Annotated in this window: 15 protein-coding genes; 6 read left to right on the top strand and 9 right to left on the bottom strand. The window is 67.7% G+C overall.

Annotation, left to right across the window (positions count from 1 at the left end; all coding sequences use genetic code 11):
• Positions 1-62: 62 nt before the first annotated feature.
• From ACFFGN_RS12190 to ACFFGN_RS12200, 3 genes are all read left to right on the top strand, one after another.
• Positions 63-1,097, top strand: coding sequence for a DNA polymerase IV (locus tag ACFFGN_RS12190; protein WP_380046598.1), 1,035 nt, complete (start codon positions 63-65; stop codon positions 1,095-1,097).
• A gap of 145 nt (positions 1,098-1,242) precedes the next feature.
• The gene (locus ACFFGN_RS12195; protein WP_380046600.1) at positions 1,243-1,923 is read left to right on the top strand and encodes a hypothetical protein; all 681 of its coding nucleotides are present in this window, start codon (positions 1,243-1,245) and stop codon (positions 1,921-1,923) included.
• 312 nt (positions 1,924-2,235) lie between these two features.
• A complete protein-coding gene (locus ACFFGN_RS12200; protein WP_380046602.1) occupies positions 2,236-2,892 on the top strand; it encodes a hypothetical protein in 657 nt (218 codons plus the stop codon).
• A 148-nt stretch (positions 2,893-3,040) separates the two neighbouring features.
• On the opposite strand, the gene ACFFGN_RS12205 is transcribed toward ACFFGN_RS12200, so the two are convergent.
• The 6 genes from ACFFGN_RS12205 to ACFFGN_RS12230 are packed head-to-tail and all read right to left on the bottom strand — an operon-like array spanning position 3,041 to position 9,779.
• Positions 3,041-3,889: an amidohydrolase family protein gene (locus ACFFGN_RS12205; RefSeq protein WP_380046604.1), complete on the bottom strand. Its 849-nt coding sequence runs from the start codon at positions 3,887-3,889 to the stop codon at positions 3,041-3,043.
• A gap of 56 nt (positions 3,890-3,945) precedes the next feature.
• Complete coding sequence (locus tag ACFFGN_RS12210) at positions 3,946-5,469, bottom strand: sugar ABC transporter ATP-binding protein (RefSeq protein WP_380046606.1); 1,524 nt, start codon at positions 5,467-5,469, stop codon at positions 3,946-3,948.
• Entirely contained in the window at positions 5,466-6,476 is a 1,011-nt protein-coding gene (locus tag ACFFGN_RS12215; RefSeq protein WP_380046608.1) for an ABC transporter permease, read from the bottom strand. Before ACFFGN_RS12215 ends, ACFFGN_RS12210 begins: the two co-directional genes overlap by 4 nt.
• Positions 6,473-7,579 carry an ABC transporter permease gene (locus ACFFGN_RS12220; RefSeq protein ID WP_380046610.1) on the bottom strand — a complete coding sequence of 369 codons (1,107 nt, stop codon included), beginning with the start codon at positions 7,577-7,579 and terminating at the stop codon, positions 6,473-6,475. The genes ACFFGN_RS12215 and ACFFGN_RS12220 overlap by 4 nt, the downstream gene beginning before the upstream one ends.
• On the bottom strand, positions 7,576-8,664 hold the full coding sequence (locus tag ACFFGN_RS12225; RefSeq protein ID WP_380046612.1) for a mandelate racemase/muconate lactonizing enzyme family protein: 1,089 nt from the start codon (positions 8,662-8,664) through the stop codon (positions 7,576-7,578). The genes ACFFGN_RS12220 and ACFFGN_RS12225 overlap by 4 nt, the downstream gene beginning before the upstream one ends.
• A complete protein-coding gene (locus tag ACFFGN_RS12230) occupies positions 8,661-9,779 on the bottom strand; it encodes a sugar ABC transporter substrate-binding protein (protein WP_380046614.1) in 1,119 nt (372 codons plus the stop codon). Before ACFFGN_RS12230 ends, ACFFGN_RS12225 begins: the two co-directional genes overlap by 4 nt.
• Positions 9,780-10,000: 221 nt before the next feature.
• Here ACFFGN_RS12230 and ACFFGN_RS12235 point away from each other — a divergent pair, with 221 nt between their 5' ends.
• On the top strand, positions 10,001-10,696 hold the full coding sequence (locus tag ACFFGN_RS12235) for a GntR family transcriptional regulator (protein WP_380046616.1): 696 nt from the start codon (positions 10,001-10,003) through the stop codon (positions 10,694-10,696).
• Positions 10,697-10,731: 35 nt separating this feature from the next.
• Positions 10,732-11,583 carry a fumarylacetoacetate hydrolase family protein gene (locus tag ACFFGN_RS12240; protein WP_380046618.1) on the top strand — a complete coding sequence of 284 codons (852 nt, stop codon included), beginning with the start codon at positions 10,732-10,734 and terminating at the stop codon, positions 11,581-11,583.
• Here ACFFGN_RS12240 and ACFFGN_RS12245 read toward each other — a convergent pair.
• Positions 11,562-12,122, bottom strand: coding sequence for a hypothetical protein (locus ACFFGN_RS12245; RefSeq protein ID WP_380046620.1), 561 nt, complete (start codon positions 12,120-12,122; stop codon positions 11,562-11,564). The genes ACFFGN_RS12240 and ACFFGN_RS12245 overlap by 22 nt on opposite strands.
• Positions 12,123-12,402: 280 nt before the next feature.
• Here ACFFGN_RS12245 and ACFFGN_RS12250 point away from each other — a divergent pair, with 280 nt between their 5' ends.
• Entirely contained in the window at positions 12,403-12,783 is a 381-nt protein-coding gene (locus ACFFGN_RS12250) for a VOC family protein (protein WP_380046622.1), read from the top strand.
• 43 nt (positions 12,784-12,826) lie between these two features.
• Here ACFFGN_RS12250 and ACFFGN_RS12255 read toward each other — a convergent pair whose 3' ends face one another.
• Entirely contained in the window at positions 12,827-13,204 is a 378-nt protein-coding gene (locus ACFFGN_RS12255; RefSeq protein ID WP_380046624.1) for a hypothetical protein, read from the bottom strand.
• On the bottom strand, positions 13,201-14,469 hold the full coding sequence (locus tag ACFFGN_RS12260) for an alpha/beta hydrolase (protein ID WP_380046626.1): 1,269 nt from the start codon (positions 14,467-14,469) through the stop codon (positions 13,201-13,203). The genes ACFFGN_RS12255 and ACFFGN_RS12260 overlap by 4 nt, the downstream gene beginning before the upstream one ends.
• Positions 14,470-14,586: the final 117 nt, after the last annotated feature.

Raw genomic sequence — 14,586 nt, forward strand, 5'->3', positions numbered from 1 at the left:
GCGGGGTGCGGAATCGCGGGTAATAGAGCGCTGGGCGCGGGTGGGCGTGGTACCTCTGGGGTATGACGGGACGGTGGATCCTGCACGTCGACCTGGACCAGTTCGTGGCGGCGGTCGAGGTTCGGCGTCGCCCTGAGCTGCGCGGGAAACCGGTTGTGGTCGGCGGCTCGGGTGATCCCACTCAGGCGCGGCAGGTGGTCGCCACCGCGTCGTACGAGGCTCGCGCGTTCGGAGTCGGCTCGGGCATGCCGTTGCGGATGGCGGCTCGTAAGTGTCCCGAGGCCGTCTTCCTGCCCACGGACCCCGCGGCGTACGACGCGGCGTCGGCCGAGGTGATGGGCGTGCTGCGGTCGTTCCCCGTGGTGGTGGAGGTGCTCGGCTGGGACGAGGCCTTTGTCGGTGCGGAGACCGGCGATCCCGAAGGCCTGGCCAACGAACTCCGCGCGGCGGTCCAGACCCGCACCGGTTTGTCCTGCTCGATCGGTGTCGGTGACAGCAAGGTACGGGCGAAGATCGCGACGGGTTTCGCCAAACCGGCCGGCGTCTATCGGCTGACGGTGGTGAACTGGGCCGAGGTGATGGCGCATCGGCCCGTGCGGGAGCTGTGGGGTATCGGTCCACGGATGACGAAGAACCTGGCCGACCTCGGCGTGCAGACCGTAGGCCAATTGGCGGCGACCGATGTCGCGGTCTTGCAGGAGCGGTTCGGCCCGACGATGGGCGGTTGGTACGGCGCTCTCGGGCGGGGCGAGGGCGGTGGCGAAGTGAGCGACGTACCGCGGGTGGCGAAGGGCCGGAGCAAGGAGACGACCTTCCCGGCGGATCTGACCGAGCGAGCCGAGATCGAGCACTGGGTGGACCGGCTGGCCCGGGAGGTGACCGAAGAGGTGGTTGCCGACGGCCGCGAGGTACTGCGGGTGGCGGTGAAGATCCGCTACAAGTCGTTCTACACGCCAACGAAGATCCGCAAGCTGCCCCAGGTCACGACCGATCCCGCCGTAGTCGCCGCGACCGCGCTCGAGGTGCTGGCCAAGTTCGATCTGGACCGGCCGGTACGGCTGCTCGGCGTCCGGGTCGAACTCACCGATCCAGCCTGATAGTTGCGCCTGGCAACTCGCCGGAAAAATCCGGCATCACCCGGACAACCATAGGGCGGCCACACCGGGTCTTACTGGTGAATCGACGAGCTGCGCACAGTTCGCCCGCTCGCGGGACACAGGGGATCCCGCGAGCTTGTTCACCATGAGCTTCAGTCAAAAGGAGTTGTCCGGTATGAAGAACGGCATCATTCGCACGGTCGGCGCAACGGCCGCTTTCGCAGTTCTGGCCTTCGCAGGCGTGGCTACCGCGTCGGCCGATCCCGCCGAGACCAGGGCGCCGGTCTCGACCAGCGCCAGCGCCGCCGCGGTGCCCGCGCTACCCGCCGGCAAGATCGCCTTCGTCAGCACGGTCTTCGGCTCCTATCAGCCGAACAACGAGTGGACCACGGGCCTCTACGTGCCGAAGGGCTGGAAGGACACCAAGCTCTCGACCGACCACCACCGCTACACCGGCGGCAAGGGCCACTACTCGTTGCGGGTCAACAGCTGGCTGGACAAGCCCGCATCCCAGCAGACCGCCGCGAAGCGGAAGATCGCAGCCCTGAAGGGCACAAAAGGCCTGAAGATCGTGTCCCTCACCACTGGTCAGGTCAAGCAGACCACGTCTGTGGAGCGCCCTGTGCACTACTACACGACGCTGACCTACACGTACGTCGACGCGAAGGGCGCCAAGCGTCTCGTGATGACCCGCTGGGTCGCCGACTGGAGTGGCCCCAAGCGCCTCGCCGAGGTCGAGCTCACCGCCGCCGGCCGCCCGATGGACAAGGCCGGCCTCACCTCCGTCCTCGCCGTCGCCACCCAAACCCTGGGCCGCGCCGGCTGACCCCAGCTCGGCTTGGGCCTCTGGACCCCAAGCTCGGCCGCCCGCGAGTGGTCGCGGCATAGCGCGCCCACTCGCGGCGGAAGCGGTGCGGAGCGAGGGCTACGGCAGGGAGCCGGTGTCTCGGCCACTTGGGCGAAGATCGCGACTGGTACCGGCCGACATGAGGCGGACGGCGCCGAATGGTTGCTTAGGGCAACTTATTGAAGTCGTGACCCTTCTGTGACAAACCAATTGCCTGGTCGCGGAGTCTCATCAGTGCATCGACCTGATGCCCGAAACGCCCGCCAGGTCAGCAATAGCAGGGGGATAACCATGAAGCTCAGCATTGCGAAGGCCATCGGAGTCACCGTCGCCTTGGCCGGACTCAGTGGCGGCGCGATCGCCGCCGCGACGACCGCAAACGGCGCCACCACGTCGGGCGCGGGCACCACCGCGAGCGCCGTCACCACCGCGAGTGTGCCCGCGCTGGACGCCGGCAAGCTGAGCTTCGTGCGTCAGGGGTGGAGCAAGAGCGGCGTGGCTCGGACCGGTACGGAGGTGCCGAAGGGCTGGACGAAGGCTCTGCTGAGCTGGGACGAAGCCCAGTTCCGCAGCCCGAACGGTGTGTGGAACCTGCGGGTCCACGGCTTCCGCGGTCACCATCAGCCGCCGCAGACCACCGCCGCCGCGGTCAACGCCAAGATCAAGGCGCTCAAGGGCAAGAACAACTTCCGCGTGCTCTCGATCGTCACCGGTGTCACCAAGACGATGGTGCTGCACGGCCAGGCCTACAACACCCGCACGATGACCTACACCTACACCGACGCCAAGGGCAACACCCGCCTGGTGATCGACCGTTTCTTCAACGGCAGCGGCGTCGGGTCGAACATTGCCTCGGACGAGATCGCCGCCGCCGGCCGCGTCCAGGATCGAGTCGGTCTGCACAAGCTGGTCGACCGCGCCACCGGCGCCTTCTACGTGGTCGGCTGACCACCATCAAACACGAGGGCTCGCGGCTCCGGGGGGACCGCGAGCCCTCAACGCACCACACCCGCCCAGCCGACTCACGTTCCGGCCGGAGCACGTTCAGACGCGGCGGGTGGTTGCGGGGGACGTGGCTACTCGCCGGGTGGTGGGGTTAGGGCAGGGAGTAGGTGTGGCGGGCGGTTTGGCCGAAGACGGCGTCGCGTTCGGTGGGGGTCAGGTACGACGTGAGGTCTTCGGCGGCCGCCACCACTTCGGCGTACGACGCGGCCAGTAGGCAGACGGGCCAGTCCGAGCCGAACATCACCCGGTCCGGGCCGAACGCGTCCAGCACGATCTCGGCGTACGGGCGAAGGTCGTCCACCGTCCAGCCGGCCCAGTCGGCCTCGGTGACCAGGCCGGACAGCTTGCACGTCACGTTCGGGTACGACGCCAGCTCCCGCAGGCCTCTCGCCCAGGGCTCGAGTTCACCCGTGCCGATCGGGGGTTTCGAGATGTGGTCGAGCACAAACGACAACTCCGGCATGGCCTGCACCGTGTGGATCGCGGCGGGCAGTTGCGGCGGCTTCGTCAACAGGTCGTACGTCAACCCCGCCTCGGCCACCGCCGCCAGACCGCGACGGACATCCGCCCGTTCGAGCCAGAGGTCGTCCGGCTCATCGTGCACCTGATGCCGGATGCCCTTCAGCCAATGGCCGTCCGGGCGTTCGAGCAAACCCGCGAGCGCGTCACGGACCGACGAAGCGGTGAGATCGAGCCAGCCGACCACTCCCGCCACCAGGTCGTTGCTGGCGGCAACTTCCAGGAACTCGGGTGTTTCCGCGGCCAGGCCGACCGTCTGAACCAGCACGGTCGCGGTGATACCGGCATCGGCGGCCAACGGCGCGAGGTCCTCCGCGCTGAAGCTCCGGCGGATCGGGTCCATCGACGGCCCGGTCATCCAGGACTGCGCGCGCACCTGGAGATCCCAGACGTGATGATGCGCGTCAACGCGTCCAGTCACGCCACCCTCCCTCTCAACGCGTCCCGTCGTGCCACCTTCGCCATCAACGCGTCCGGTCATGCGGCGTTCTCCTCGGGCTTTTCGGCGTGGATGAGCCGGATCACCTGCTGGCTCATCGTGTCGTAGTCGTGGTCGTTCGCCACCTCGCCACGGACCTGGTGGTCCCGCATCACCACCACCCGGTCGGCCAGCGTGATCATCTCCGGCAAGTCCGACGTGATCAGCAGAATGGCCAGGCCGTTGGCCGCGAGATCCCAGATCAACGTATGGAACGCGTCCTTGGTCCGGACGTCGATACCCACCGTCGGCTCGTCGATGATCAGGATCTCCGTCTGCGCCGCGAGCCATTTCGCCAGCGATACCTTCTGCTGGTTGCCGCCGGACAGGGTGCCCGCCAGTTGCAACGGGGACGCCACCCGGATGCCGAGCTTCTCGACGTACTGCGCGACCATCGCCGCCTCGGACTTGGCCGGCACATAACCGAAGGCCTTGCTGAGCCGGTCCCAGATCGTCACCGCGATATTGCGGCTGACCGACTGTTCGAGGAAGACGCCTTCCTCCTTCCGGTTCTCCGTCACGTAGCCGATCTTGTGCGTCCGCAGTGCGTCGCGCACGTTCTTGATCCGGACGGCCTTACCGCGGACGCGAACCTCCCCCGCGGTGATCCGGTCGAGGCCGAGCAAGGCCTTCGCGAGTTCGCTGCGACCGGCACCGACCAGCCCGTACAGGCCGACGATCTCGCCGGGGCGGACGGTGAGGTCTACGCCGCGATGGCCTGTCGCCGTACCGACCTGTTCCAGTTCGAGCAGGGGCGCGGCGGTCTGGTCGACGGTTCGCGGTGGCAGGGCGAGGGCCTCGTGCACGCGACCCACCATCAGGTCGACCACCTGGTCGCGGGTGAGATCGGCGAGGCGGCCGGACTCGAGCACCGAGGCGCCATCGCGGAGAACCGTCACCGTGTCGCAGATCGCGAAGACCTCTTCGAGCTTGTGGCTGACGAACAGCACGGCACAACCGGCGTCCTTCAGCTTCGCCACCACCCGGAACAGGCGTTCGGCTTCGTTCGGCGTGATCGAGGCGGTCGGCTCGTCGAGCAGCAGGACCCGGCTCTGCACGGACAAGGCTTTCGCGATCTCGACCAGCTGCGCCTGCGCCACGGAGAGTTCGGTGACCGGCTGGTCGGGATCGAGGTCCAGATCGAGTTCGGCCAGCCAGCGGCTCGCCTCGGCACGAATCCGGCCGCGGTCGACCAGACCACGGCTGGTCGGCAGGTTCTGCAGCAGGATGTTCTCGCCGACGGAGAAGCCGGGGATGAGGTTGCGCTCCTGGTGCACCACGCCGATCCCGGCCGCGGCCGACTCGTGCGGCGAACCGAAGTGCACCTCCTGGCCGTCGAGCAACAGCCTGCCGCCGTCAGGCTGGTACAGCCCGGTGACGATCTTGATCAGCGTGGACTTGCCCGCGCCGTTCTCGCCGAGCAGCGCGTGGACCGACCCGGGTTCCAGCGTCAGGGTGGCCCGGTCCAGCGCGCGTACGCCGGGAAAGACCTTCTCGACCCTTGCGGCCTCGAACAGACTCATGCGACTCCACCTGTCACTGCGACATCGGGTGTTTTGACCACCTGGGTGCGCGCCTGGCGGCGGGTCCGGACCTGCCCGAGTACCACCGAGCCGAGTACGACCGCGCCGACCACGAAGTTGACCCAGCTCGGCTCCAGCGAGAACTCGGCCCGGGCGGTATCGACGAACCGCACGATGAAGGCGGCGAGCACCGTACCCAGGATGACCGCGGAACCACCGGTCAGCAGGGCACCACCGATGATCGGCGCGGCGAAGCTCGGCAGCAGCCAGTCCCCGCCGATGCTCTTGTTCACGCCGGGCGAGGACGCCACCGTGAGTACGGCCGCGACACCCAGGATCGCGCCGGAGATGGTGTGCGCGAGGATCACCGACCGGTCGTTGGAGATACCGGAAAGCCTTGCGGCGATGGGGTTTCCGCCCGAGGCGAGCAACTGCCGCCCCGGTACGGTCCGCCGCAGCACGATCGCGAGTACGACGGCCACGAGCAGCGCGACTCCGAAGATGACGGGCAGTACGCCGAACACCGCGTACGCGCCGAAGGACTTCAGCGCCTGCGGGTAGTCGTCCACCGTGCGAGTCCCGACCAGGCGGTATTGCACGCCGATCAGCACGGTCATCGTGGCCAGCGTGACGATGAACCCGTTGATCCGGGTCAGTACGACGAGCAGGCCGTTCGCCAGCCCCGCGAGGGTGGCGAGACCGAACCCGATCAGCAGGGCCAACGGCACCGGCACACCGTGGTCCACCATCAGCACGCCCATCGCCACCGCGGCGAATCCGCCGATCGCGCCGACGGCCAGGTTGAGCTGGCCAACCGCCAGTACGACCATCTGGGCCAACCCGATCAGCACGGGTACGGCAAGGAACTGCAACAGCACCCGCAGAGAGTTCGGTTCCAGCAGGTCGCCGCCGGACGCGATGACCAGACCAACGAAGAAGACCACGCAGATCCCGGTCAATCCGCCCTCGGTGCTGCGCGCGAAGCGCCTGATCGACACCTTGCTCATCGATCTTCCTCCGGCTTCTTTTTTGATCGGGCGGTTCTCGGTCTGCGCTCGGACAGCACCGTGCGGACCCGGTCGGTGGACAACGCCACCAGCAGGATCAGGCCGAGGTAAATGTTGAGGCTCTCCAGTCCCACCCCGAGCAGGTCGAGACCGCGGCGGATCACCGACGTCAGCGCCGTACCGAACAAGGTGCCGACGACCGATACGAAACCACCAGCGAGCAAGGTGCCGCCCAGGATCGGGCCGAGGAACGAGGGCAGCATGAACTCGTCACCGATCGAGGCCTTGATCGACCCCGTGCTCACCGCGAGCATGAACCCCGCCAGTGCGGCGAGCGCTCCCGACATCGCGTGCGCGGTGATCACCCAGCGGGCGGTCGGAATACCCGAGAGCTCGGCGGCCTTGACGCTCGTACCGGTCATCAGGAGTTCGCGGCCCAGCCTGGTCCGGCTGTAGATCCAGCCGACAACGAGCATCGCGATCACCGCGAACAAGGCCAGTTGCGGAACCGCCGGCGAGCCGCAGATCGGCCCGACGCAAACGTCCGCGAGCGAGTAGTTGCGTAGTTCCCGCATCCCCGCGGGCTTGGTGGTGAAGGCGGCGTTCTCGGTCAGGGCCGTGTAGACCAGCGGGATCAACCCGAGCAGCAGGAAGTCCAGCGCGAGGGTGACGACGAAGGCGTTCACCCCGGTGCGCGCGATCACCCAGCCGGCCAGCGCCCCGATCGCCGCGCCCGCGACGAGTCCGACCAGAAGTCCGGCGTACAGGCCGAATCCCCACAGGTCGTACGAGATGCCGGTGAGCATCATCGAGAACGCGGCCATTCGCCCGACCGCGAGGTTCATGTGGCCGATCGACAGCACGCACATCTGGGCCAGGCCGACCACGGTGAACATCGCGATATCCCGCAGCAGCGGGAAGACCACCAGGTCCTGGTTGAAGAACGCGGGCCGCAGGATGCCGAACAACGCCGACAGCGCCACGACCAGGATCAGCAGGCCGATTCGCTGATTGGCCCACCAGGGCGTGCGGGACTGCTGGACCTGTTCGTCGTCGGGTTCTCGCAGGGCCGCGGTCGCGACCTCGGATACCGGTGCGCTCACGCGACCCTCCTGTTGTCGATCGCGTCGGCATCCCAGTCGATCCCGAGGCCCGGGGTGTCCGGCGCGACCGCGTGGCCGTTCTCGATCGCCATCTCACTTCGGGTGATGGCCCGCAACTGCGGGATGTGCTCGACGTACTTGCCGTTCGGTACGGCGGCGGTGAGGCTCACGTGCAGCTCCATCAGGAAGTGCGGGCACACCGCCAGGTTGAACGTCTCCGCCAGATGCGCCACCTTCAGCCACGGGGTGATCCCTCCGACGCGGGCGACGTCCACCTGCACGATTCCGGCGGCACCGGCCTGCAGGTACTCGCGGAACTGGGAGATCGAGTACAGCGACTCCCCCACCGCGATCGGGATGGCCGTCGACGCGGCCAACCGCGCGTGCCCGGTCAGATCGTCGGCCGGCAAAGGCTCCTCGAACCACCCGAGATCGAGCGGTTCGAACGCCCGGGCCCGTCGACGCGCCTCGGGATACGTCATCGACTGATTCGCGTCGACCATGAGGTCCAGCGATGGCCCGACCGCATCCCGTACGGCGGTCAGCCGCTCGAGGTCTTCGTGTACGCGAGCCTTGCCGACCTTGAGCTTCACCCCGGGCCAACCCGCCTTCTGCGAGGCCAGTGCGCCCGCGACCAGCTCGTCGGTGGTGAGGTGCAACCAGCCGCCCTCGGTGTCGTACAACGGGACCTCGCGCCGGAACCCCCCGGCCAACCGCCAGAGCGGTTCGCCCGCACGGCGGCAACGCAGATCCCACAGCGCGGTATCGACCGAGGCCAGCGCCAGCGAGGTGATCGCGCCGACGGTGGTCGCCCGGGTGGACGCGAACAGGTCGCACCAAAGACCCTCGATATTGCGGGCGTCCTGCCCGATCAGCCGCGGTACCAGGTGATCGCGCAACATCGCGAGCACCGCCGTACCGCCCGTGCCGATCGTGTACGAGTAGCCGAGGCCGGTCAGCCCGTCGCTGGTCTGGAGCTCGACAAAAACCGTTTCCTGTTTCGCGAAGGCCTGGACGGCGTCCGTGCGTACGGTCTCGACGGCGACGTCGACCAGCCAGGCCTCGGCGCGCTCGACTCGGGTCACTGGCAGGTCAGTTTCGCCGCGAACTCCTTCTCGAGCTCCTTCGTCTTGGCCTTGCGCTCGTTGTCGTAGGTGTCCACGTTGGCCTTGGTGACCACGAACGAGCCCGAGTCCACGATCGCGCCCGGCTCCTTCATCTGGCACTGCTTGGATCCGAGCAGGGCCAGCAACCAGCCGCCGACGTACGCCTGGCCGACCGGGTTCTGCGCGACGGTCGCCGCGACACCACCGGACTTGAGGCCGTTGAGAATGGCCGCGTCGTCGTCGATCGCGACCACCTTGATCGGCAGGCCGCTCGACTTCACGCCATCGGCCGCGGCCACGGCCGGGTTGTAGGCGGTGGTGACGATGCCCTTGATCTCCTTGCCCTTCGAGGCGAGCAGGTCGGCGACGGCCTTCTGCGCGGTCTGCAGGTCCTTGTCGATATCGGTGATGACGGGCAGTTCGGTGACCTTGCCGCCGGTCTCGCCGATGGCCTTCTTCACCCCGGCGATCCGGCGCTGCGTGTTCGAGTCGACGTTATTGCCGGTCAGGTGCACGATCGTGCCCGCGCCGCCGATCGCCTCGATCGCCGCCTTGGCCGCCTTGTACGCCGCCAGCTCGACGTCGGTGGACAGGCAGAAGTCCGCCGCGTTGGTATCGCCCGCCGGGCAGGAGGCCAGCGAACCGACCGCGAAGCCCTTGTCCTTGAGGTCCTCGAAAGTGGAGTTGATGTCGGTCGGGGACACCCCGAAGATGCCGAACGCGTTGTAGCCCTGGGCCGCGAGCGAGTTCAGCACGTTGTTCTGCTTGCCCTGGTCCCACTCGCCGGTCTCGTTGAAGATGACGCCGCCGAGCTTGAAGTCGGTCTTGGCGGTCTCGGCGGTCGTCTTCCACGGCTGGAAGTACGGGTGGGCGCCGCCGGGAACAAAAGCGACCTTGACCTGCGAGCCGTCTTTCAGTGTCACCGGGCCCGACGACGTACCGGTGGAGGCGTCGTCCTTGGGCGCGTCGGCCGCGGGAGTCTCGCGAGTGGTGCAGCCCGTTCCGACGAGGGCCAGCACGGCGAGCGCGGCGGCCATCCCCCGTGCTCCGGGACGGTTGAGGGCACGGCCTGCGGAGAACGGGCGCTGAGGCATGAGACAAGCTCCTTACAGATCCTATAGGATATTGCCAGGCCGATGTTGCCCGCTCACACTGGCGCCGTCAAGGGTGGTTTCGGTAACGGGTTGTCCTGTGCCGGATGTTGTTCGAGTGATTGCGGTGGTCAGGTGCGTGCATCGTGCCTGGGCGCCGCAAGCGCCGAAGAACATCCGGCACAGGACAACAGGCAGAATGGGCGGTTCCGGAGGGAGTCACTGTGTCGGACGCACACGCGGGACTGGCGGGGCAGTTGAGCCGCCTGCCGCAAAGACAAGTCCTCAGCGACGATGTCTACGAGACGGTCAAGGGCCTGATCATGGACAGCGTCGTCGAGCCCGGGACCAGGCTGAACATCGACGCGCTGACCCGTGAGCTCGGCATCTCGCAGACCCCAATCCGGGAGTCCCTGGCCCGGCTGGAGTCCGACGGCCTGGTGATCAAGGAACCCTTGCGGGGTTACCGGGTGTCCAGCCGGCTGACCCGGGAGGAGTTCGAGGACCTCTTCGAGTTCCGGCTGCACGTCGAACCGTGGGCCGCCGGCCGTGCCGCCGAGCGCGCCGGGGCCGAGGACCTGAACCGCCTCAAGGACGAAATGCTCAGCTACACCGATGTGCCGAGCCGTCCGGCGTATGACAGCTACAAGGCGATGGCCGCGCACGATCAGCGCTTCCACGACCTCGTGCTGGAACTGTCCGGCAACGACACCGCCCGGCAGTCCTTCGCCCGCACGCACTGCCACCTGCATCTGTTCCGGTTGTACTACGGCGGCGGGATCGCGACGAAGGCCCTGCGCGAGCACAAGACCATCGTCGCGGCTGTCCGGCGTGGCGATCCGGCCGAGGCCGCGGCGACGATGCGGGCTCATATCGAGGCCTCCCGCGCCCGGTTGCTGCCGGTGTTCGACCAGAACTGACCTTTCCCGTTTGGAACCGCTTTGTGAGGAGTGCTGTGGAACTGCTGCGTCTCGGCCCGGTTGGTGAGGAGCGTCCGTATGTGCGCGCCACCGACGGCACCGTTTATGACCTGTCCCCGATCACCAGCGACATCGACGGCGCTTTCCTGGCCGCCGACGGCATCGCCCGCGTTCGTACGGCGCTGACGGACGGCTCGCTCGAGCCTGTTCCGGACTTTGAAAGCCTGCGGGTCGGCGCGCCCATCGCGAAGCCCGGAGCGGTCGTGTGCGTCGGCCTGAACTACGCGGCCCACGCGGCCGAGTCCGGCGCCGAACCGCCCGCACACCCGGTTCTGTTCTTCAAGCACCCCAACACCGTCGTCGGCCCGTTCGACGACGTACTGGTGCCGCGCGGCAGCGAGAAGACCGACTGGGAGGTGGAACTCGCCGTAGTCATCGGCAAGACCACCCGGTACGTCGAGACCCTCGAAGACGCCTTGGCCTGCGTGGCGGGGTATGCCGTCTCGAACGACGTCTCGGAACGGGCCTTCCAGCTGGAGGTTTCGGGTGGCCAGTGGTCCAAGGGCAAGTGCTGCGAGACCTTCAACCCACTCGGGCCGGCGCTCGTACCGGCCGACGAGGTGGACCCGCAGGCGCTGGTCCTGCGGTCGTTCGTCAACGGCGAGGTGCGGCAGGACTCGTCCACCGCGGACATGATCTTCTCGGTCGCGGAACTGGTCCGCGATATCTCCCAGTACATGACGCTCGACCCGGGCGACATCATCAACACCGGTACGCCGGAAGGTGTCGCGCTGTCCGGCCGCTTCCCGTACCTGGCCCCCGGTGACACCGTCGAATGCGAGATCGAGGGCCTGGGCCGCCAGCGTCAAACCCTCGCCAAGGCCTGACCTACAGCCTTAAGCATTCGCCGGTCCGAATTCGCCCTCCGCGTCGTTCCGGAGGGGCGAATTCGGACCGGCGAATGGCTGAACTGGCGGTCAGCCGGTGCAATTGGGTACGGCGGGGTTGCTGCCGACACAATTGTTGGTGATATTCGCCGTGATCGGGGAGTTCGTCGTGGTCGACGTGCCGCCCTGCCGGTAGACCCCGCCGCGGTCAGTACCGCGACGTTGGACGTGATGGTGACCTGCGTCAGCGTGGTGGCCGTCGAGTTGACCGTGGCGATGCCACCGCCGTTCAGCGGGGCGTTGTTGCGCTCGATCGGCATCGGACTTCCCGAGACCCCGGTGGCACTGAGGGTGCCACGCAGGCCGTTGTAGATGCCGCCACCACTGAGCCGCGCGATGTTGTCGAGACCAGGCTCGCCGCCGTCACCGACCACGCTCCCGTTCGTCACCGCGACCGACGTACTGAGCGCGAGACTGCCCGTTGTGGACAGCTCCGCGATCCGGAACAAATGGTGCCGGACCCGAACGATGCGGCGCACCGACGGGACGAAAAGGGGATCAGGCGGATCTGCCGACAACGGCAGCGCTGGCATTCCCCGGGCCGGCATTGACTGGCAATGAATGCCGCGGATCACATCGGGGAAACACCGCCAACGTAATCCCCGCAATGCGTCAGATCAACGGTGAAATGGTTGTCGCCAAGTCAACAACTTTTCCTGCCGTGGTAATTGAATGAACCTTCTCCCATTTCGGAAATGCGCCCGGCCGGCCGGGCAAATCTGGTTGCGGACGAACAACCACCCCGGACAGGCTGGTGCCATGACTTCCCGATTGCGTACGGTCACGTTCGACACGTTGGATCCGTATCGGCTCGCGCAGTTCTGGGCGCAGGTACTGAAGGGGCGGCTCGCGGACGACGACGAACCGGGCGACCCGGCCGCGAGCGTCATCACCGACGCCGGCTGGATCCTGCTGTTCGAGGGCAACACCGATGAGAAAGCGGGCAAGAACCGCCTGCACCTGGACCTGGTACCCGACGGCCCTCGGGACGAGGAGGTCGCCTGGCTGCTCACCATCGGCGCCACCCTCAAGGACGACCTGCGCAATCCCGACGGCACCGGCTGGGCGGTGATGCAGGATCCGGAAGGCAACGAGTTCTGCGTACTGCGCAGCGACGCCGAACGCCTCGCCACCAGTTAGTGGCGGCAGGTACGGGCGCGGGACCACTCGCAGCCCGGTTGGCTCAGAGCTCGGGGGTTTGGCCGGTGAGGGTGACGCGCCAGTCGGAGTCGAAGGCGTGTACGGCGACGTCGAAGCCCTCGCGATGCGCCGCGACCCGGTGATGCCCGCTCTCCACCGGCGGTACGTCGACCTGCCAGCCCGCCGAGCGAAGGGCGTTCGCGGCCGTTTCGACGTACTCCGCGGCCGCGTCCGTACGGGCCGGATCGCCGGTTTCGACCGTGATCGTGCAGATCGTGGCCGGGCCGCGGCCATCGAACAGCGCGCCCGGATCGACCGGCCCGGGATCATGTACGACCAGGCCTTCCTCACCCGGCAGCACGGCCGCCGCCACGGCGAGCAGGTCGGACCGCAACTGGTCACGGGCCTCGGTCAACGTCATCGGGTCGGCCCTTCCGGTCGGGTATCGCGGCCCCAGCGCGAGCCATCAGGACGAATCACCCGTGATGCGGCGCCATCACCGCCGGCGCCATCACCGCCGGCGCCGGAGGCGTCCATCGCGGCGGGGGCTTTCACTCCACGCATGGCGGCCACTCCGTCGTACACGGCTGACACCGGTTCGGCGGCACCTCGCACCGCGCCCGCCCAGGAAACGCCCGGCAGCACGCGGGTTTCCTGCGCCGGCGTCGTACCGACTGTTGTCACGGCTGCCACATCTCCACGGACCACTCGCCCGACATTACGCAACGCCTCGCTGTTCGGGCGGTAGTACTGGTCGTGCCAGCGCACACCCGCTCCCGTCTCCAGGCGGATCACGTCCGGGAAGGAGGCCGGATCGGGACCGTGCCACTGGGTGTACGAGACGTAGTCCCCCGGCGCTCGCGCGGCGAAGACCTGGATCCCTGGCGGCACCAACTCGGCCGCACTCGACACTCCGCGGTCGATGCCCGGGCTGCCGGTCAGCACCACCCGGTCGAACCGCGCGCCACGCAACATGGCCTGCCCCACCACCGTCGTACCGTAGCTGTGGCCGATCACGGTAGTGCTTGCCTCGGGCAACAACTCGGTGTCCAGCCCGGCCTGGAACCGCCGCAGGCCGGAGATCGCGTCCCAGGCGTCCTGCTTGCTGGCGGCCTCCACCACACCACCCGGTGAGTCGTAGTCCATCCACAACACCGCCGCCGTACCTGGTCCGCTTTCCACCTTGATCGCGTGGGCACGGTCCACTTGGGAACGCACGGACTCCAGGTCGTTGCCCATACCTGGCACCAGTACGGCGACCCGGCGCGCCTGGTCGAGATCACCGAGCACCTCGACCGCGCGGCCGTCGCCGGTGGGGTCGACCGAGAGGAACTGGCGATACCGCTCGACCACCACCCGGCGGCCCGACTCGTCGACGCCCAGTTCGCGCGTTGGCGTCAGCATCTCCTCGAGAGTCGCGAGGCGCTTCCGCTCGTCCTTGCCCGGATCCAGCAGAGCGCTCAGGCGTTTCCGCTCGGCGTCCAGGGTGAGGCGGTTCGCGTAGTACCGAAGTTCAGCCGGTACGCCGTCCAGGCTGCCGACCTGCCCGGGATACCGCTGGGCGAGCGCCTTCGCCTCGGCCGGGTCGAGCGCCGCGAAGTAGGCCCGGGCCTCCCACACGGCCACCTCGGGAGCAACGTTACGGGCCCGGAAATGCAGTCGCTCGAGTCGTTCCGACTCCGTCATCAACACTCCCAGTGGCCCGGCGGGTCATCGCAGCGTGCGCCAGTCTGACACCACCCCGCCCCCACGGGAAGCCCTTGCCCACAGTCCTTTTGGCGTTCATCGGTCCGAATCCGCCCT

The sequence above is a fragment of the Kribbella deserti genome, from assembly GCF_042434725.1.
Lineage (GTDB): Bacteria > Actinomycetota > Actinomycetes > Propionibacteriales > Kribbellaceae > Kribbella > Kribbella deserti.

Excerpts from the sequence above, each read along its gene's own strand:
- ACFFGN_RS12190 (WP_380046598.1), top strand. The coding sequence starts at position 63 with ATGACGGGACGGTGGATCCTGCACGTCGACCTGGACCAGTTCGTGGCG.
- ACFFGN_RS12195 (WP_380046600.1), top strand. The coding sequence starts at position 1,243 with ATGAGCTTCAGTCAAAAGGAGTTGTCCGGTATGAAGAACGGCATCATT.
- ACFFGN_RS12200 (WP_380046602.1), top strand. The coding sequence starts at position 2,236 with ATGAAGCTCAGCATTGCGAAGGCCATCGGAGTCACCGTCGCCTTGGCC.
- ACFFGN_RS12210 (WP_380046606.1), bottom strand. The coding sequence starts at position 5,469 with ATGAGTCTGTTCGAGGCCGCAAGGGTCGAGAAGGTCTTTCCCGGCGTA.
- ACFFGN_RS12215 (WP_380046608.1), bottom strand. The coding sequence starts at position 6,476 with ATGAGCAAGGTGTCGATCAGGCGCTTCGCGCGCAGCACCGAGGGCGGA.
- ACFFGN_RS12230 (WP_380046614.1), bottom strand. The coding sequence starts at position 9,779 with ATGCCTCAGCGCCCGTTCTCCGCAGGCCGTGCCCTCAACCGTCCCGGA.
- ACFFGN_RS12250 (WP_380046622.1), top strand. The coding sequence starts at position 12,403 with ATGACTTCCCGATTGCGTACGGTCACGTTCGACACGTTGGATCCGTAT.
- ACFFGN_RS12255 (WP_380046624.1), bottom strand. The coding sequence starts at position 13,204 with ATGACGTTGACCGAGGCCCGTGACCAGTTGCGGTCCGACCTGCTCGCC.
- ACFFGN_RS12260 (WP_380046626.1), bottom strand. The coding sequence starts at position 14,469 with ATGACGGAGTCGGAACGACTCGAGCGACTGCATTTCCGGGCCCGTAAC.